Source organism: Mycobacterium sp. NGS58, from assembly GCF_059812385.1.
The window spans coordinates 13,105-28,731 of record NZ_JCALCO010000008.1 but is presented as its reverse complement, the minus strand read 5'-3'; the positions used below and the strand labels follow the sequence as shown (position 1 = coordinate 28,731).

The window sequence follows — 15,627 nt, the reverse complement described above, 5'->3', positions numbered from 1 at the left end:
GGCGTCCGCGCAAGCCGGAAAGCAGTGTCAGGCCGGGCAGTACGTGTCGGTGTTGGGCAATTTGCCGCTGTTGAGGTAGCCGATCAGCGGCGGGACGGCGCAGCCCGAGAAGATGCTGGCGCCGTGGCCGATGCCCTGCCACATGACCCGCTTGCTGGCCGCGTTGGCATTGATGATGCCGGCCGCGGTCGCCGCGACGCCTTCGCTGCCGACGATCGGGTCGCTCTGCACGCCGAGCAGCAGCACGTCGACCTTGAGTGTCTTCGGTGTGGGCGGCGGCGAGCCGGTGGGCCAGTGCACGCACTTGACCATGTTGAGCGCGGCGACGGTGCCGAAGTCGGGGTAGAGCTTGCCCCAGGCGACGACGAGTTCGCGCACCCGGTCCGGTGTGGGGCGGTTGACCGCATCACTGCACACGTTGACGAACTGGCCGTCGGAGTCCTGGATGGCGTTGGCGTGGTTGATCAAGTTGTTCAGCGCGTTGACGTCGCCGGAGCGGGCGCCCGCCAGCGCGTTGGCCAGGTTGGTGGTGGCGTTGACGCGGCCGCCGACGGGATAACCGAGCGCGACGGTGATGGCGTTGGCCACCTGCGCAACCGACGCGCCACCGGGTCCCTTGCCCGACCGGGCGTCGGCAAGCAGGCCGCTGACGGCACCCTTCGGGTCCGCGCCCAGCGCGCAGTTGACGGCGATGCACTGCGCGGCGAAGGCGTCGAGGGCGGCCTGCTGCCCTTTGGCCCGTTGCTCGGCCGCTGCCTCGGCGTTGGTGCCCAGCGCAACGGGTGAGTCGAGAATCAAGCGGGCCACCTTGTCCGGCCGCGATCCGGCATAGGCCAGCGCCACCTGCGCGCCATTGCCGATACCGATCAGCGCGAGGGCGGGCACATCCCACAGGGTGCGCAACCGCTCGATGTCGGAGGCGGCGTGCGCGTCGTCGTAGGAGGACGCGTTCGGCCCGATCCCGACGGCGTCGCCACAGTTGGTGGTGGCTGTGTTGGAGACGTCGGAGAGGTTGGCCACCGGGTCGTCGCCGGTCTGGAATTGCGACTGGTCGCGCATCTGTTGACGGTCGAACTTGTCCCGGCAGTCGATGGGGCTCGACATCCCGATGCCCCGGCGGTCGACGGACACGATGGGGTGGGCGGCCAGCACGTCGGCGCCCGCCCGTGACAGCCAGATCGGCAGTTGCGCCGAGGACGGCAGATCGGAACCGGTGGTGAATACCAGCGGCCCGGCGTCCTGGGGTGTCTGGTTCGAGCGGGCGCGCACCACGCCGATGCTGAGGCTGCCGCCCCCGCCGTTCACCGGATCCAGGTCGGCGTCGTAGTTCGCGCAATCCAACTGGACACCGGCGGCGGCGGGAACCGCCGCGTCGGCGAACACCCGTGAGGTGCAGTCGTGCCACGCCAGGTCGTTCTTGGGTGCGGCGATCGCCGGCGGGCCGCTGGGCGCCGGTTTCGAGGTCGCCGCCCCCTGCGCTCGCGCACCGGAATCGGTGGCGAACCGGGGATCGGCGGACAGGCCCGGGACGCAGCCGGCCAGCAACGCGGTCACCGCAACCAGGATCGTGGCGCACGTGTACGGCCGACTCATGCCGACCACAGTAGCTAGGCCTTCACGTAGCGGGTGTAAAGGTAGCCGGCGTCGTCGGTCAGGACGTGGGCACACCGCATCGGTGTGTGTAGCTGGCTCGGGCCGGTCGCGATGCGTCGTGCCTGGCCGCCGACGAGGCATGGCGCGATCGTCAGGCACAGCTCGTCGAGCATGTCGCGCTCCATCAGCGAGTCCAGCAGCGTCGGCCCGCCCTCGGTGAGGATGCGGCGCATGCCGCGCGCGCCGAGGGCCGCCAGCAGGGCGGCCTCGTCGATCTTCTCGGGATCGCTGCCGGAGCAGTCGAGCACCTCGCACAGGCCGCTCAGCGCGCGACGCGTCTGCTCGGCCGCGGCGGTACAGGTGAGCACCAGCGGCGACACCTCGGTGCGCGTGAACACCGCCATGTCCCGGTTGAGGTGGCCCGATCCGGTGACGATTGCCAGCTGCGGGACCTCGCTTTGTCCGCGGGCCTGCCGCCGCTGGCGCCGGGCGACGCCGACCTGCGCGCCGGAGTAACCCTCGATCCGTACGGTGCCCGCGCCCACCACGATGACGTCGGCGAGCTCGCGCAACAGGTTGAAGACGAACCGGTCACCCGTGCCGCCCATCGCGCCGCTGCTGCCGCCCGAGGTGGCTCCGCCGTCGACGCTGGTGATGAAGTTCGCCCGCACCCACGTCCCGTCGCGTTCGGGATAGCCGTAGAGCCCGGCGAGGTCGTCGTCGCCGAGTCCGCGCACCGAACCGAGCAGCGACAGCGGCGTCTCGGACGCCGCGGAACTCTCGGGGCCGCCAGAGTCGGGCATAAGTCTGATTGCAGCACGCCGCTACAGTTCCTGCATGCACGGGTCCACCTCCGCGGGCGCTTCGGGCGCCCCGGCTCACCTGGTGGATCGGCATCCGACGGTGTCGCCGGAACGGCTGATCGCCCAATTGCGACCGCCGCCGACGTTCGCCGAAGTGAGCTTCGCGACGTATCGGCCCGATCCGGCGGAGCCGACGCAGGCGGCCGCGGTCGTGGCGTGTCAGGACTTCTGCCGCCAAGCCGTCGAGCGGCGCGCCGGCCGGCGAAAGCTGTTGGGCCGGCGCGAAATTCTGCCCGGCGTCGGGCTATACCTGGACGGCGGGTTCGGCGTCGGCAAGACGCACCTGCTGGCGTCGGCCTACTACCAGTTGCCGGGCGAGGGACCGGGTGGGCCACCGGATGGCCCGGCCCCCAAGGCGTTTGCGACGTTCGGCGAGCTGACCCAGCTGGCCGGGGTGTTCGGCTTCGTCGAGTGCGTCGACCTGCTGGCTGACTACACGGCGGTCTGCATCGACGAATTCGAGCTCGACGACCCGGGCAACACCACGCTGATCTCCCGGCTGCTCTCGTCGCTGGTCGAGCGCGGCGTCTCGGTGGCCGCCACCTCCAACACGCTGCCCGAGCAGCTCGGTGAGGGCCGTTTCGCGGCACAAGATTTCCTGCGTGAAATCAGCACTCTGGCAAGAATTTTCACGACGGTGCGAATCGAGGGGCCCGACTATCGGCATCGCGGGCTGCCGCCGGCGCCCCACCCGCTGTCCGACGAGGAGGTGGTGACGCGCGCCGCCCGGGTCGACGGTGCGACGCTCGACGATTTCGATGCGCTGTGTGCGCACCTGGCCACCATGCACCCGTCGCGGTATCTGACGCTGATCGAGGGGGTCAGCGCGGTGTTCTTGACCGGCGTACACGGCATCGACGATCAGAACGTCGCGTTGCGGTTGGTGTCGCTGACCGATCGGCTTTATGACGCGGGCATTCCGGTGGTGGCCTCCGGTACCAAGCTGGACACCATCTTCAGCGAGGAGATGTTGGTCGGGGGATACCGAAAGAAGTACCTACGGGCCACTTCCCGGCTCCTGGCGCTCACCGCCGCGGCTGACCCAGCTCGCGGATCATGACATAGTCGCTCTCGACGTCGGTGCCCAGCTGGAAGGTCCTGGTGCCGGCCATGGTGAATCCGCTCTTGAGGTAGAAGCGTTGTGCGCGTTGGTTTGCCCGGTTCACGCCCAGCCACACGCAGCGAACGCCCCGATCGGTCGCGACGGCCAGCATGCGTTCCATCAGCGCCGCGGCGGCTCCGCTGGAGTGATAATCGGGCAGGACATACATCTTCGACAGCTCGGCCGCCGGGCGGAGTTGCACGGCCCGCTCTACACCCGGGTGATCGGAGACGCCACGAACCAGCATGGCGTAACCGATGATTCGGCCGCCCTGGCGCGCGGTGACGACGGCGCGATCCGGATCGCTGAGGTACTCGTCGAAGCGGTTGGCCGACAGGTTTGCGTCGATGAACGACGCGATGTTGTCCGCGCTCGCGGCGGGCGGACACGCCAACGGAAAGGTCTGTGCCGCAACGGCAGCTAACTCCGGGGTGTCACCGGACCCGGCCGGCGCGATCTGGAACGTTCCTGTCAGAGGTTCCACTGCGCGAGGTGGTAGCCCGTCTTCTTGTCCAGCAGCACAACGGCGGAGACGGGATCGCGGTAGGCGTCCCAGTAGACGCCGCCGCGCACGATCGCCCCGTTCGGGGCGTTGACGAGCACGTTGTCCAGCGCGTCGGGCGCATCGGAGGCCCGCGGCTTATAGGCGTCGGCGGTCGGCGTGACCCCGTTGAAACTCATGATGGTCGCCATCACGTACGGATTGGGCACGCGGATCGCCCGGACGGTCACGTCGGCGCGATCGACCGTGCTGCCCGGGAAGCCCCTGAAGGTGCCTTCGCGGGTGTAGCCGAATCCCGGCGGCGGGTCGCAGGGCGCCACGCCGCTCACGGTGACGTCGGCGATGAAGGTGCCGTTGTCCACCCGCAGTGTGTCACCGATGTGGCCGATCGGCGCGTCGCCGGCCCATGCGCGGGGCATCGGAAGTGCGGCGACGCCGACAGCGGCGGCCACGGCAACCAGGAAGGCGGACGCCAGCAGCAGCCAGCGGTGCATCTTCGCCATGTCGTGCCTCCTTGGCGCCGTTGCGGGGTCCCTCGCATGATTGCACACGCGCCAAGGCCCAAGGGAGGGGTCGGGCACACCGGTCAGCCGTCTTCGGCGGCGCTTTTGCCGCCGGCGAGGGATTGCAGCGCCGTCGGGAGATCCCGTGGGTTGACGCGGTCGCTCAGGCTGGTGCGGCCTATTGACCGCTCTGGGACAATTTGTCTGTCATGAAGCCACTGCTCACGCTGTGTGGCCTGGCCGTCGCGATCGGCCTGGCCGCACCGGTGCACGCCGACAGCACCGACGACTCGTTCATCGCTTCGCTGCGTGCGGCCGGCATCACCTTTGCCGACCCGGCCAAGGCCGTGGGCGCGGGCAGATGGGTGTGCGACACGGTCAGTCAGGGCACGCAGATGCCCGAGGTCGTCCAGACGCTGCTGTCCAAGAACTCCGCACTGAGCCAGGACAAGGCCAACCAGTTCGCGGCCATCGCGGCCACGACGTACTGCCCGAGCGTCATCACGCCGCGCCCGCCGAACCCCTCTTAGCGTTCGAGATGCCAATCACGGGCAGGTTTGCGACAATCACTGCGTTATGCGATTTCTCCTGGGGCTGACCAGCCTCGCAGCCATGATCGTCCTGGCCGCGCCCGCGCACGCGGACGTCGACAACGATCAGGACTTTCTCAAAGACCTCCGCGACGCCGGTATCACCTATCAGGACGGCGGCAACGCGATCACCATCGGCAAGTCGGTGTGTGACCTGCTCGACGACGGCCAGTCCGACGCGAAGATCGTGACGGACCTGCGCAACCAGAATCCGGCCTTCCAGGGCGCCAGCGCGGCCAAATTCACCTACCTGTCGGCAGCCCACTACTGCCCGAAGTACATCACCGGCGAGGACCGCGGTCCGAAGCCGGACGGTCCCGCCGGCAACTGAGCCAGTCCGGGCCGCAATAGGCTGGTGGCCGTGCGCGTCGATCCCGGACCGCTGACATGGGGCGCGGCCGTTCAGACTTGGCATCTCGACCTGGTCTCCGCGTCCGTTGTCGCGGTGCTCGCCGCGGGGTACGCCTGGTGCTACCGGCGCGGCCGCGGCACCGAAAGCCCGGCCCGCGCCGCGTGCTTCAGCGTCGGCCTGCTGGTGTGGGTGCTGGCCACGATCAGCGCCCTCGGTGTCTACGCCTACGTCCTGTTCTGGGTGCGCGCGCTGCAGGTGTTGTTGCTGCTCTACGTCGTGCCCTTCTTCCTCGCGCAGGCCAAGCCGGTCACCGTTTTTCGTGACGCCGTCGGGTCGGCGGGCCGCGACCGCATCGACCGGCTGTTGGCCAGCCGGCTCGCCCGCGTGCTCGTTCATCCGGCGACCACGTCGGTGGCGATGCTCGCCACGCCGTGGTTGCTGTACCTGACGCCGTGGTACACGGCGGCCCTGCGGAACGAGTGGATCGGTGCGCCGACGCGAATCCTGTTGGTGGTATTGGGCTTCGGCTACTTCTATGCCCGGCTGCAGGAAGACCCCGTGCCCCGCAGGTACCCGCAGTCGATCTCGCTGCTGATCACCGTCGCCGAGGCGCTCGGGGACGGTGTGCTCGGACTGGTCATCTGGCAGGGCTCGTTGATCGGGGCGACGTATTACGCCGGGCTGCAACGGTCTTGGGGTCCGGACACACGGCTCGACCAGACGATCGGCGCCGGCGTCCTATGGATCCTCGGGGATTTGGTGGGGTGGCCGTTTGTGCTGCTGCTGATGCGTGCGATGTCCCGCGACGAGAAGGCGCACGCCGTCGCCGTCGACGCCGAGCTGGACGAGGCGGAGGCGAGGGAACGCAGCAGCGAGACCGAAGGTGCTGCGCCGTCGGGCCTCTGGTGGGAGGACGACCCGCAGCTGCGGGAGCGGTTCCGTCGCGGCTGACGTCCGGTCACCTAGGCGGCGCGGGCCGTCCAGGTGAAGCTCTGCATCTCCGGGATCTGGGGCGTCAGCGCCGCGGCGACGCTGCGGCCGATCTGGTCGGCGGCGGCCAGCGGAGTGTCGGCGTTCAAGAAGCCTTCCACCTCGACGCGCAGGGTCCGCCCGGTCCACCTGGCCCGGGCGTGCGCATGCGTCACACCGGGAACCGAGGCCGCGACCGCCTCGGCGGTGGTGATGATGCCGGGGTCCACGCCGTCGAGCAGGCGGTGCGCGATATCGGCGGTCACTTCCCAGCCGACGTGGCAGATGAACCCGGTGACGACCATGCCGGCGACCGCGTCGGCCCAGCCCCAGCCCAGCGCCACTCCGACCAGCCCCAGAACCGCGCCTCCCGACGACAACGCGTCCAGCCAGGAGTGCTTGGCGTCGGCCACCATGGTCGCCGACCGAATCCGCCGGCCCACGACCAATTTGTAGCGGGCCACCAGCTGATTGCCCACGACGCCCACGACCGCCGCGCCGATGCCCCAGCCCACGTAGCCGGTGCCCCCGTGGCGAAGCAGCTTGGTGACGCTCTCGAAGCCGGCGACGACGGCGCTGCACCAGATCACCAGGGCCACACCAACACCGGCGAGGTCTTCGGCGCGTTCGAAGCCGTAGGGATAACGCTCGGTGGGCAGCTTGCGGGAGGCGCGGAAGCCGATGAACACCAGTGCGCTGGTGGAGACGTCCGCCAGGTTGTGCAGCGCATCGCCCAGCAGCGCGACCGACCCGGACAACAACGCGATGGCCAACTCGACCAGCCCGGTCAGCGCCAGCCCGACGGCGCTGACCGCAATCGCGCGGTTGGCCTGCCGGCGTTCGCCGGCGTCGTCGGCCGCCGTGTCGAGGGGAAAGCTTGCCGCGGGGTCACGGACGCCATTGATCACATGCATACCGCCAGCATGCCCGACTCACCCGCGGCGCCCAAGTCTCGCGCATACGCGCGTGCTACAGCGTCACCCGTTGGCCCGCCACAGCTCTCGGGGAATCCTGATCGACGGCCACGATCGATTTCGGCCGCGGAATTTGTTCCGGTGCGGGGCCGGTCAGCCGGCCGCCGGGTGATCGGACTAATTCGCCGGATCTGCGACGACATCGGGTGGGGTTGGACGTATGACCAGATCGCCCAGGGCATTCACCAGACCCTTGATCCGAGGAACGTCACGTTCCGAGACCTCGGATCCATGGTGAGCCTTGCGCATTCGACCTACTGCCCGCTGCAGCGATGCTGGACCGACCACTGCTGAGCTAGCTGTACTGCCCAGGCAGCCTCGCAGCCGTTCAGCCAGCGGAGGGGCCGATCTTGTCTTTGTATTGCGGGCAGTAGGTAGCCACCGAAAGCCCGACGAAGTAGCCGGCTTGTCGCGGCGACAGGTCGCTGTCCCTCGCCAGTACGAATGCCAGCATCGGGGCGGTTGGATTGGTGTCAAGGCCGTTGCACACCGCATGTGCCGTCGTAATCGCATTGTCGTTGTCGGGCACGGTGATTCCGCCCTTCGAGAGGTTTGCGATGAAGGCGTCGTCCGTGTCATCCGCTGCGGCCGGCGTTGCGAAGCCGAGCGCGGCAGCAGCCAGGAGGACCGCACAGGCGGCCGACCACTTTCCAGCCTTTATCGAACTCATGGCCTCCCTCGGTGCGCGGATCGAATCGGCGGCGGCGAGTCAGGACAACTAGTTTCCAAGGATAGTCGGTGTCCTTCGCGCCGCCCGCTGACGCGCGCACGTCAGGATGAGCAGTATGTGGCCTTGACCCGGCCGAACGACGACGCCAACTTGGCCAGCGCGTCGTTGCTGGAGGCCGTCGTGTCGGGGCCCGAGCCGCCCTGGAACCGACCGGAGCCGCGATCGAACGCAACGGATGCGCAGCCGTTGCGCGTGCCGGCCACGACTTCGCAAACGTCGCCGGCTTCGGCGGTGCAGTGGGCAAGCGCGATGTGGTTCGCCTGCTCCTGGCTGGCTCCGGTTCCCCAGCCGGCGGCTCGTCCGCTTCCGACGGACACCGCCAAGGCCACGAACTCGTCGTCGGCCAGGGCCGTCGGCGTCGGCAGCGCAACGATCGCGCAACCGATCGCAACGACCGAGGCAATGGTTGACCGCACCGCTGCGCTCCTTTGCAAAGCTCAGGAGAGGAATCTAGCGCCAAGAAGGTTGACCGCGCGGCCAAATGCGCCGACGCGCCTGCGGGCTAGGAATTATCTTCTGGGTTTTCGGCCAGATAGGTGACTTCATACCAGCGCCGACTCCGTTCGGCGTCGAACGCATCGGTCTCGGTTGCCAGCTCCAGCCGCACATCCGTCAGATGCGGATTGCCCACCCGGATGCCGTCTTCGAGCTCGGCATGCAGCGCGGGGCCGTCCAGCGTGATATCTGCGAGCGCTCTGCCCGTATACCTCGTCCAACTCACGTCTCACATTTTGCTCCGGTGGCCGACGCCGCACGTGCTACGGACGTTTCACGCGCCCGCCCTTCGAGATTCTCAGGGGTCCTCATCTGAGAGCGCCGCGGCGTTTCTACCCCCAGAGCGTCGCGGTGAAAGATACTGACGTGGCGATGAAGGAGAATCGTCTGCAAGCACCCCGGCAGCCTCGGCCCCTTCAGCCCAACCGACCTATGCCACTGACCACTTGATCTTGAGCTCCCCGACCAGGTTCAACGAACCGTCGCAAACCCCCAACGACACCGCGCAAGGTGTCGTGAGACTGACTGCCTTCCAACGGATTTCCGGGTACCCTCATGGTCGTGGACGCCGATGGGTCGAGCGTGACCCTTAAACGTGTTGACGAATTGAAGCCCGGAGACAGGATCCGCATGAAGGTCGGGCACGCTACCGTCATAGCGACCGAACCCCTCGACGGCGACCGCACCCTGCTCACCTTCACGTACGGTACGAAGGGCCCGGCCGACAACGCTCTGACCGTGGACGTCCTCGACGATGACGAGTGGGGCTGGTAAGGCGGCTTTTCGGTCGTTCGCCCGTCGAACTCATTGCCGGGCCGAACTCCCCCGGGGCTAACGGCAAACATCGCGCGCTCTGCAGGTCAATCGGCGAGAACCTTGTCGGCGACGGTTCGGCGTACGACCATTGATTCGGTCCGGCCTCGGAGGAGGAATCTATGGCCCCACACCGTCTGAAGAGCTTCGCCGGCTTATCGGCCGCGTCGCTCGCGATTGCCCTGTCGTTTCCGCCGGCAGCCTTCGCCGACGAACCGTCCTGGAACGGCCAGTACGCCATCACGTTCATGGTCGGCCCCAAGGCCGGGACCAGCATGGCAGTCGGCGACCCGGAAACACAGCACACCGAGACCTATGGTTTGCGCTCGAGCTGTAACAACGGGAAGTGCGTCGCCACCATCATCAGCGGCCCTCCGCCTACCAACCCGACGGTTCCGCAGCCGGTTCAATTCACCTGGGACGGAAAGTCGTGGTCGCAGGCCACCGATTTTCAGTGGGACTGCATGATGCCCGACACCACGATCCAATGGAATCCGGCCCGGGCGGAGGTGCGCTACACACCCCAACCCGACGGGTCGCTCGCCGGCATCATGCACACCGACATCCTGAGCGGAGCGTGCCAAGGGACAATCGACATGGATATGAGGGCCGAGCGCGTGTGAATCAGGCCCGTGGGACGCGGCCCCCGACCGAGGCGAAGCAACGTTCAGCGTGCAGGGTCGTATTCCCTTGGAGCGCAATGCTTGGCATTGATGCCGGGGACTCCGCGCACGGCCGTGGTGGCGATCAGGTGTGGACTTTCCAGCCCGCTAATGGGGTGGGCGCCGCCGGGGCGTTGGGATCGTTGAACTCGATGTAAATGTCGCCCTGCTTGACGTTGCCGTCGTAGGCGATGAACCCGTGGGCGGTTTGGCCATTGGTGACGCTGCCCGTACGCAGCGGCGGCATCTTGTTGATCTTCTGGTAGTCGATGAGGGACGAGCCGCCCTCGCTATCCCGGTTCGGGTCCTGCTTCCACGGAGACGTGGCGGCGGTGACTGAGGTGTGGCCGTAGGCGAACGGCGTGTCGGACTTGCCGGCGATGGTGAGTTCGATGACGTTGCAACCCCCGCCGCCGTAACAGCCGGACGAGACCCAGGTCGCGTTGTTGAGTGTGACGTCGGCGGTCGCGGCGCTGTACTCCGTGACGTGGATGGTGGTACCGGCTTTGCCGGTCGGGAAGGGCGATTGCTGAGTCGTCGGGTCGGCGGATCCGTGGGGCGCAGTCAAACACGCTGTCAGCACAAGCGTCGCTGCGAAAACGCTAATGTGCGCAGGTCTGGTCACTGCGCGAAGATAGCGCATTCGTGAAGTCCGGCGGATACGGCGCGGGCTTTCGGTTAAAGAGGCCGGCCCCAAACATTCGGTTTTCACTTTATTGCGCCGCCCTCGGCTTTACACTGGGCGGACCATGAGCGCCTACCAGACCGTCGTAGTCGGCACCGATGGCTCGGACTCGTCGCTGCGCGCGGTAGACCGCGCAGGTGCGATCGCCGCGGAACACGGCGCGAAATTGATCGTCGTGACGGCGCACCTCCCCGTCTCCGAGGAAAAGGGCCGCTACGCCATCCCGCCGGGCAGCGACCACGGCCAGGACTACCGAACGGTCGGCGAGGCGCCCTACTACGCGATCCTGCAGAACGCCAGGGAGCGGGCGCATCAAGCCGGGGCCAAGGACGTCGAGGAGAAGTCGGTCGTCGGTGCCCCCGTCCATGCGCTGGTGCAGCTGGTCAAAGACGTCGATGCCGACCTCCTGGTGATCGGCAATGTCGGACTCAGCAGCGTCGCCGGGAGACTGCTTGGATCAGTCCCATCCGAGGTCTCGCGCAAAGTCAAAACCGACGTGTTGATCGTTCACACCACCGGCTGAGGCCTTTTTCGGATCGTTACCGTCCGACGACGGCCACTCTTCAGACCGGTTTGTGAATTTCCCGTTTCGTAGCTAACGGATTCGCCGACGTCAAACGCGTGAACGACAGCGCGTGGAACGGAGTCGACACGCGAAGCCGAGATTTATCGGGGCCGCGGACCAGCACCTTGGCCCACGCGGCTACGGAGAATCCCCGTATCAGCGTTTTCCGGAGACGAATTTTCAACGAACTCGTGTTGATTGGCAGTTTTTAGCGCAGACGGTCGCTACTAGCCGAACGCCTTGCATCGACGGCGCGACAATTGTGTTTCAAGCCCACGGCGACGCTCGACGGCATGCGGTCCATGCCGCCCACTGAGTAAGAGCGACTCGCGCGCATAACTGCCAGGAGCGCTACTGCGCGGTGGCCGGGATTGGCGCGGCGACGCCGCCCAGGTCGATCGTTATGCAGCCCGATGAACCCAGCATCACAGCGGTCAGCACTGCGGCCAGTGCGGCAACTTTCAGCATCTTCTTGGTGCTTTTCGTCCTCATCGGTCACACCTTTCTCCTGGTAGACGCACCGCGGCGGCGCTGCACCGTCGGTTCTCTGATGCTATCCGCATCGTTTTGCATGTGTGCAATATTGCGCAAACCGCCGGAGCGCTAATGGAAGGGGTCGGCGGTCTGGTTGACACGAACGGTGCCCGGCGCTTTGGGGGACATGCCGGCTTCGGCGCCCGCGTGCGTGGCCGCGGCAATTCGGGTCCGGAACACGATCGCAAACCGCTGAAGTAGCCCGCCTGCCGGGTATTGGCGTTAATATCTGGACGAAGGCTATAAGTGCCGAAGACTGCAAATGAAGGGCATGGCCGATGGACGCGAGTGGCGGCAGGCAACGCGGATTAGCCACGGAAAAGTATTTAAAGACCGACGTTAACCTTTCGTGGCATCTAGTTTGGCTATTCGCAATTCTAGAAGGGATCACTGTTCCTTTATTGTCTTTATTTTCACAGGGTGGGCCCAGGGTAGTGCGGGCTTCTCGGACTGCAACTGTTGCTGAGCAGTTCGCGGCTTTCGCAAACAAAATGCTCATCATCGGCGTCTATGGTTTTGTCATAGGATTCGTCGGGGCGTCGGTGATCTGTTTATTGTTGAATTGGATCGTTTTTCCCAGAGTGAGGGTCAGGCTCAATGCATCGCCCATAGTCCGAGTGTTGCATCCCGCCATTGTGGGGGTATGGGGCGGCGTTCTACTGGCTGTCATCTTCTGGATCCAACTGTGTATCGCTGGTTTTCTGACCTTTCCCATGGTAGTGAATTTGATGCTCTTTGGATTTGTTTCCGCCGCGGGAAGCATAGTGTTGACCGGTTCTGCTTATTCCTTCTCGATAAAAGTGCTGCCACGGCTGGGCGTCCAATTGATGACCGCACAGCAACGGGTGCTGTTGTTCAAGATCCCTGTTGTCTCGTTTGCGGTATTAGTCGGGGTTTATGAAGGACTCGCGGCGCCGATTCTCCAACGATGGGAACTGGCTCCTCACCATAAAGTGTTGATGGCATTGCTGGTCGGCGTGTTAGGCGGTGCATTTAGCAGTTCGGTCGTTGTTGCGTTAGCGCACATACGGGCGATCAAGAAGCGCATGTGGCTGCAATTTGCCGTGATGCGCGAAGGAAGCGAATAGATCGAAGAAACTGTGATCCAGCCGGTGTTTCATGCGGCAACCTGTCCGCTGCGTCTCGGGGGAGCATCGGCCAACTCGGCTCGGTTCCCGCTGCCCTAACGGAGTGGATCGGGCCGAAAAAGGGTAGCCGCTCCTCAACGGATTATTTCCGAACCGGAAGAGAAGGAAACGCTGGTGAGCGGTGCGAATAAGGGCCGGAACAAGGTGGACCAGGTGACGGGAAAGTTCAAGGCGGCGTTCGGCCGCGCCATCAACGACCCAGCGCTGGAGGCCGAGGGGAGAGCTGATCAGCGGGCCGCTCACCTGCGAGACGCGGGTGAAAAGGTCAAGGACGCATTCCGTCCGCGACCGCGCCGGCAAATGCCTCGACGGCGTCGACAGATATAGCCATCATCTACCGTGCGGTATCAGGCAGCCGCCAAGGCCGCGGCGCCTGACCTGAAGCCTGGAGCAAGCGCCCGGCGCCGCGGTCGGCGGGACTATTTCTGCATCGCTGCGGAAGGCGCCCCTAGGTCGATCATTATGCAGCCCGACGACCCCAGCATCACTCCGGTCAGCACCGCGACCGCTGCGGCAGCTTTCAGCATCTTCTTCTTGCTTGCGCTCATCCGTATGCCTTTCTGCGGGTAGCAACAACCGCGGCAACAACACCGCCGGCTAGCTGATGCTATCGCGGTCCTTATACGCGTGTGTAATATTGCTCAAAACGTGGAACGGGTTTGCTGACGACTCGAAAGACGCGAATTCAGCCCGCCGCCGAGAACTTGTGAATTTGCGGCAGAACTTCCACCAATTCGAGCTGATTCAGCAGGCGGGTAACACCGTTCAACGCCGGAGGTTGAACCTGGCGGGGCGTGGCGGCGGCCAGACGACCCAGCGGACCGCAGGTAATGGCGGCGGTGCTGTCGGTCGCCGGCAATGCAGAAGTCGTGGGGGTGCGGATCTGCCGACTCGATGGCACCATAAGCGGGTGAACGGGCAAATTTGCACGGGTTGCGGCCTGAAAACCCATCGCTCGTACGGTAGGTGGTCGGATCAACACCCATGGGCCGCTGCGGTTTTCGCGGCCCTCGTGCGGATCGCGAGGAGCGTCGATCGAAGCGATCAGGGTCCGACGGCCGTGATGCTGTTGGTGGTGCCGGCCACTCTCATCGGCTTGGCCGTGGTCTCCGCTTACCCACTGGTGTTCGTGCCCCTGCTGATTCTCTTCGGCGTGGCTCTAGTGGTGCTGGTCCGCAACGAGCAACCCAGACGTAACCCAGCTTGCTGGCGCGGAGACTGCCCGGCCATCAAATAGCGGCGCGGGTCTGCGCGTCCGCGCTCTACGGTTCGCGGTGTCGCGTTGCCTTCGAATTCAACCGGCTCGTTTCGACTCAGCGTTTTCTGGACTCGGCTCGTTGGACCGCGGCCAGCATGCGATCACTGAGGTCCAGGCATTCCCTTTCGCCCACGCCGCCGTTGACGGAAAATCCGATCTGCCGTACCTGAAGAGCGAATCGGCGTAGGTCATCACATAGCTGTTCCACTGGCCCCCCTTTTCTACCGCCCCTTCCACGATAGGTAGTGAACGAGTGTTCGCCCAACCAATCATCAAATCTTAAACGTGACATTGGTCACGTACCCCGGCCCGGTTCGCGCGGCTGACCCGGCGCCGCATTCGCCCCCCCAATTGACACGGCGGACCACGATGGACGACAAAGCGCTGCCACCGGCAGTAGCTGCGGAGTAGCGTCTTGCGCGGCACGGCGGATGAAGGAGCGCAAATGGACCTGCATCTGTCGGGGAAGATAGCCGTCGTCACCGGGGCCAGCAAGGGCATCGGTTTCGCGGTCACCAAGGCTCTCGTCGACGCCGGCGCACATGTGGTGGCTGGGTCGCGGACCCCTGGTAAACAGCTGCCGCTGCTCGAGGAGAGCGGGCAGGTGTCGTATGTGTCCGGGGACCTTACCCAGCCCGGTGCTGCCGAAGAATTGATCGCCGCGGCGGCCTGCCGCGGGGGGATCGACGTCTTGATCAACAACGTCGGCGGCGCCACGGTTCGCCCGGGCGGACTCGCCGGCATCTCCGACGACGAGTGGCGAAAGTCCTGGGATCTGAACCTGATGGGCGTCGTGCGACCGACCCGCGCGGCGCTGCCGGAAATCGAGCGCCGCGGCGGCGGTTCCATCGTCATCGTCAGCTCGATCAGTGCCTATGCTCCCGGCCCGAATACCTACGACTACTGTGCCGCCAAGGCAGCAGTCGCCAACTTCGCCAAGGCATTGTCAAAAGATCTGGCGCCGAAGAACATTCGTGTCAATTCGGTCAGTCCGGGTGCGGTGTCAACTGAGAAGTGGATGGAGCGGGGCGGGATGGCCGACGGGTTCGCCGCTGCCAAAGGTCAGACGGCCGACGAGGTCCGGGCCGAACTCGCAAGCTCCGCGCCGACGGGGCGGTTCACCACTCCTGAAGAAGTCGCCGACTTGGTGGTGTTCCTGGCCAGCGGCCGTGCCACGAATATCACCGGATCCGACTACCGCATCGACGGCGGATACGTCACCACCATCTGATTGCGGATGACGCATGACGCGGTAGCCGTTGTCCACCATCAGATCCGCCGTCACCAAC

24 protein-coding genes are annotated in these 15,627 nt (G+C 65.7%); 12 read left to right on the top strand and 12 right to left on the bottom strand.

Annotated elements, in window-relative coordinates; genetic code table 11:
• Positions 1 to 27: 27 nt before the first annotated feature.
• Together AC5Y4H_RS09790 and AC5Y4H_RS09785 are read right to left on the bottom strand one after the other, a co-directional pair.
• Positions 28 to 1,593, bottom strand: coding sequence for an alpha/beta hydrolase (locus tag AC5Y4H_RS09790; protein WP_499980861.1), 1,566 nt, complete (start codon positions 1,591 to 1,593; stop codon positions 28 to 30).
• 14 nt (positions 1,594 to 1,607) lie between these two features.
• The gene (locus AC5Y4H_RS09785; protein WP_499980860.1) at positions 1,608 to 2,396 is read right to left on the bottom strand and encodes a pyrimidine reductase family protein; all 789 of its coding nucleotides are present in this window, start codon (positions 2,394 to 2,396) and stop codon (positions 1,608 to 1,610) included.
• Between AC5Y4H_RS09785 and zapE the strand changes: the two genes are divergently transcribed.
• Positions 2,395 to 3,516, top strand: coding sequence for a cell division protein ZapE (zapE, locus tag AC5Y4H_RS09780; RefSeq protein ID WP_499981242.1), 1,122 nt, complete (start codon positions 2,395 to 2,397; stop codon positions 3,514 to 3,516). The genes AC5Y4H_RS09785 and zapE overlap by 2 nt on opposite strands.
• Here the strand turns inward: zapE and AC5Y4H_RS09775 are convergent.
• Together AC5Y4H_RS09775 and AC5Y4H_RS09770 are read right to left on the bottom strand one after the other, a co-directional pair.
• Complete coding sequence (locus AC5Y4H_RS09775; RefSeq protein WP_499980859.1) at positions 3,482 to 4,042, bottom strand: GNAT family N-acetyltransferase; 561 nt, start codon at positions 4,040 to 4,042, stop codon at positions 3,482 to 3,484. The two genes, zapE and AC5Y4H_RS09775, sit on opposite strands and share 35 nt — an antisense overlap.
• Positions 4,030 to 4,554: a hypothetical protein gene (locus tag AC5Y4H_RS09770; RefSeq protein WP_499981241.1), complete on the bottom strand. Its 525-nt coding sequence runs from the start codon at positions 4,552 to 4,554 to the stop codon at positions 4,030 to 4,032. The genes AC5Y4H_RS09775 and AC5Y4H_RS09770 overlap by 13 nt, the downstream gene beginning before the upstream one ends.
• Before the next feature lie 218 nt (positions 4,555 to 4,772).
• On the opposite strand from AC5Y4H_RS09770, the gene AC5Y4H_RS09765 reads away from it, so the two are divergent.
• From AC5Y4H_RS09765 to AC5Y4H_RS09755, 3 genes are read left to right on the top strand one after another with little or no spacing between them, the layout of a single operon-like run.
• A complete protein-coding gene (locus tag AC5Y4H_RS09765; RefSeq protein ID WP_499980857.1) occupies positions 4,773 to 5,093 on the top strand; it encodes a DUF732 domain-containing protein in 321 nt (106 codons plus the stop codon).
• A 46-nt stretch (positions 5,094 to 5,139) separates the two neighbouring features.
• Positions 5,140 to 5,484: a DUF732 domain-containing protein gene (locus AC5Y4H_RS09760; RefSeq protein WP_499980855.1), complete on the top strand. Its 345-nt coding sequence runs from the start codon at positions 5,140 to 5,142 to the stop codon at positions 5,482 to 5,484.
• 30 nt (positions 5,485 to 5,514) lie between these two features.
• On the top strand, positions 5,515 to 6,456 hold the full coding sequence (locus AC5Y4H_RS09755) for a cytochrome c oxidase assembly protein (protein ID WP_499980853.1): 942 nt from the start codon (positions 5,515 to 5,517) through the stop codon (positions 6,454 to 6,456).
• 11 nt (positions 6,457 to 6,467) lie between these two features.
• Here the strand turns inward: AC5Y4H_RS09755 and AC5Y4H_RS09750 are convergent, their stop codons facing one another.
• Complete coding sequence (locus AC5Y4H_RS09750; RefSeq protein WP_499980851.1) at positions 6,468 to 7,388, bottom strand: cation diffusion facilitator family transporter; 921 nt, start codon at positions 7,386 to 7,388, stop codon at positions 6,468 to 6,470.
• Between the two features lie 168 nt (positions 7,389 to 7,556).
• Here AC5Y4H_RS09750 and AC5Y4H_RS09745 point away from each other — a divergent pair, with 168 nt between their 5' ends.
• Positions 7,557 to 7,742, top strand: coding sequence for a DUF732 domain-containing protein (locus AC5Y4H_RS09745; RefSeq protein WP_499980849.1), 186 nt, complete (start codon positions 7,557 to 7,559; stop codon positions 7,740 to 7,742).
• Positions 7,743 to 7,776: 34 nt separating this feature from the next.
• On the opposite strand, the gene AC5Y4H_RS09740 is transcribed toward AC5Y4H_RS09745, so the two are convergent.
• The 3 genes from AC5Y4H_RS09740 to AC5Y4H_RS09730 form a co-directional block, all read right to left on the bottom strand.
• The gene (locus AC5Y4H_RS09740) at positions 7,777 to 8,118 is read right to left on the bottom strand and encodes a DUF732 domain-containing protein (RefSeq protein WP_499980845.1); all 342 of its coding nucleotides are present in this window, start codon (positions 8,116 to 8,118) and stop codon (positions 7,777 to 7,779) included.
• 101 nt (positions 8,119 to 8,219) lie between these two features.
• Complete coding sequence (locus AC5Y4H_RS09735; protein WP_499980843.1) at positions 8,220 to 8,594, bottom strand: DUF4189 domain-containing protein; 375 nt, start codon at positions 8,592 to 8,594, stop codon at positions 8,220 to 8,222.
• Positions 8,595 to 8,680: 86 nt separating this feature from the next.
• Positions 8,681 to 8,899, bottom strand: a complete 219-nt coding sequence (locus AC5Y4H_RS09730; protein ID WP_499980840.1) for a hypothetical protein — start codon at positions 8,897 to 8,899, stop codon at positions 8,681 to 8,683.
• A 404-nt stretch (positions 8,900 to 9,303) separates the two neighbouring features.
• Here AC5Y4H_RS09730 and AC5Y4H_RS09725 point away from each other — a divergent pair, with 404 nt between their 5' ends.
• Complete coding sequence (locus AC5Y4H_RS09725) at positions 9,304 to 9,447, top strand: hypothetical protein (protein WP_499980839.1); 144 nt, start codon at positions 9,304 to 9,306, stop codon at positions 9,445 to 9,447.
• Between the two features lie 161 nt (positions 9,448 to 9,608).
• Positions 9,609 to 10,109, top strand: coding sequence for an Rv2253 family sensor-like surface protein (locus AC5Y4H_RS09720; protein ID WP_499980837.1), 501 nt, complete (start codon positions 9,609 to 9,611; stop codon positions 10,107 to 10,109).
• Positions 10,110 to 10,233: 124 nt separating this feature from the next.
• Here the strand turns inward: AC5Y4H_RS09720 and AC5Y4H_RS09715 are convergent, their stop codons facing one another.
• Positions 10,234 to 10,755, bottom strand: a complete 522-nt coding sequence (locus tag AC5Y4H_RS09715) for a hypothetical protein (protein ID WP_499981239.1) — start codon at positions 10,753 to 10,755, stop codon at positions 10,234 to 10,236.
• A 142-nt stretch (positions 10,756 to 10,897) separates the two neighbouring features.
• On the opposite strand from AC5Y4H_RS09715, the gene AC5Y4H_RS09710 reads away from it, so the two are divergent.
• Positions 10,898 to 11,356 carry a universal stress protein gene (locus tag AC5Y4H_RS09710; RefSeq protein ID WP_499980835.1) on the top strand — a complete coding sequence of 153 codons (459 nt, stop codon included), beginning with the start codon at positions 10,898 to 10,900 and terminating at the stop codon, positions 11,354 to 11,356.
• A gap of 393 nt (positions 11,357 to 11,749) precedes the next feature.
• On the opposite strand, the gene AC5Y4H_RS09705 is transcribed toward AC5Y4H_RS09710, so the two are convergent.
• The gene (locus AC5Y4H_RS09705) at positions 11,750 to 11,890 is read right to left on the bottom strand and encodes a hypothetical protein (protein WP_499980833.1); all 141 of its coding nucleotides are present in this window, start codon (positions 11,888 to 11,890) and stop codon (positions 11,750 to 11,752) included.
• Positions 11,891 to 12,210: 320 nt separating this feature from the next.
• On the opposite strand from AC5Y4H_RS09705, the gene AC5Y4H_RS09700 reads away from it, so the two are divergent.
• Complete coding sequence (locus AC5Y4H_RS09700) at positions 12,211 to 13,020, top strand: hypothetical protein (protein WP_499980830.1); 810 nt, start codon at positions 12,211 to 12,213, stop codon at positions 13,018 to 13,020.
• A 174-nt stretch (positions 13,021 to 13,194) separates the two neighbouring features.
• On the top strand, positions 13,195 to 13,407 hold the full coding sequence (locus AC5Y4H_RS09695; RefSeq protein WP_499980828.1) for a CsbD family protein: 213 nt from the start codon (positions 13,195 to 13,197) through the stop codon (positions 13,405 to 13,407).
• A gap of 92 nt (positions 13,408 to 13,499) precedes the next feature.
• Here AC5Y4H_RS09695 and AC5Y4H_RS09690 read toward each other — a convergent pair whose 3' ends face one another.
• Both AC5Y4H_RS09690 and AC5Y4H_RS09685 read right to left on the bottom strand, forming a co-directional pair.
• Positions 13,500 to 13,628: a hypothetical protein gene (locus AC5Y4H_RS09690; RefSeq protein WP_499980824.1), complete on the bottom strand. Its 129-nt coding sequence runs from the start codon at positions 13,626 to 13,628 to the stop codon at positions 13,500 to 13,502.
• A gap of 137 nt (positions 13,629 to 13,765) precedes the next feature.
• On the bottom strand, positions 13,766 to 14,032 hold the full coding sequence (locus AC5Y4H_RS09685; RefSeq protein WP_499980821.1) for a hypothetical protein: 267 nt from the start codon (positions 14,030 to 14,032) through the stop codon (positions 13,766 to 13,768).
• Between the two features lie 60 nt (positions 14,033 to 14,092).
• Here AC5Y4H_RS09685 and AC5Y4H_RS09680 point away from each other — a divergent pair, with 60 nt between their 5' ends.
• Complete coding sequence (locus AC5Y4H_RS09680) at positions 14,093 to 14,317, top strand: hypothetical protein (RefSeq protein ID WP_499980817.1); 225 nt, start codon at positions 14,093 to 14,095, stop codon at positions 14,315 to 14,317.
• Between the two features lie 466 nt (positions 14,318 to 14,783).
• Positions 14,784 to 15,569, top strand: coding sequence for an oxidoreductase (locus AC5Y4H_RS09675; RefSeq protein WP_499980813.1), 786 nt, complete (start codon positions 14,784 to 14,786; stop codon positions 15,567 to 15,569).
• Positions 15,570 to 15,627: the final 58 nt, after the last annotated feature.

Coding starts and splice junctions, on each gene's coding strand:
- AC5Y4H_RS09790 (WP_499980861.1), bottom strand. CDS start 1,593: ATGAGTCGGCCGTACACGTGCGCCACGATCCTGGTTGCGGTGACCGCG.
- AC5Y4H_RS09785 (WP_499980860.1), bottom strand. CDS start 2,396: ATGCCCGACTCTGGCGGCCCCGAGAGTTCCGCGGCGTCCGAGACGCCG.
- AC5Y4H_RS09770 (WP_499981241.1), bottom strand. CDS start 4,554: ATGCACCGCTGGCTGCTGCTGGCGTCCGCCTTCCTGGTTGCCGTGGCC.
- AC5Y4H_RS09765 (WP_499980857.1), top strand. CDS start 4,773: ATGAAGCCACTGCTCACGCTGTGTGGCCTGGCCGTCGCGATCGGCCTG.
- AC5Y4H_RS09760 (WP_499980855.1), top strand. CDS start 5,140: ATGCGATTTCTCCTGGGGCTGACCAGCCTCGCAGCCATGATCGTCCTG.
- AC5Y4H_RS09750 (WP_499980851.1), bottom strand. CDS start 7,388: ATGCATGTGATCAATGGCGTCCGTGACCCCGCGGCAAGCTTTCCCCTC.
- AC5Y4H_RS09740 (WP_499980845.1), bottom strand. CDS start 8,118: ATGAGTTCGATAAAGGCTGGAAAGTGGTCGGCCGCCTGTGCGGTCCTC.
- AC5Y4H_RS09725 (WP_499980839.1), top strand. CDS start 9,304: ATGAAGGTCGGGCACGCTACCGTCATAGCGACCGAACCCCTCGACGGC.
- AC5Y4H_RS09720 (WP_499980837.1), top strand. CDS start 9,609: ATGGCCCCACACCGTCTGAAGAGCTTCGCCGGCTTATCGGCCGCGTCG.
- AC5Y4H_RS09710 (WP_499980835.1), top strand. CDS start 10,898: ATGAGCGCCTACCAGACCGTCGTAGTCGGCACCGATGGCTCGGACTCG.
- AC5Y4H_RS09705 (WP_499980833.1), bottom strand. CDS start 11,890: ATGAGGACGAAAAGCACCAAGAAGATGCTGAAAGTTGCCGCACTGGCC.
- AC5Y4H_RS09700 (WP_499980830.1), top strand. CDS start 12,211: ATGGACGCGAGTGGCGGCAGGCAACGCGGATTAGCCACGGAAAAGTAT.
- AC5Y4H_RS09690 (WP_499980824.1), bottom strand. CDS start 13,628: ATGAGCGCAAGCAAGAAGAAGATGCTGAAAGCTGCCGCAGCGGTCGCG.
- AC5Y4H_RS09685 (WP_499980821.1), bottom strand. CDS start 14,032: ATGGGTTTTCAGGCCGCAACCCGTGCAAATTTGCCCGTTCACCCGCTT.
- AC5Y4H_RS09675 (WP_499980813.1), top strand. CDS start 14,784: ATGGACCTGCATCTGTCGGGGAAGATAGCCGTCGTCACCGGGGCCAGC.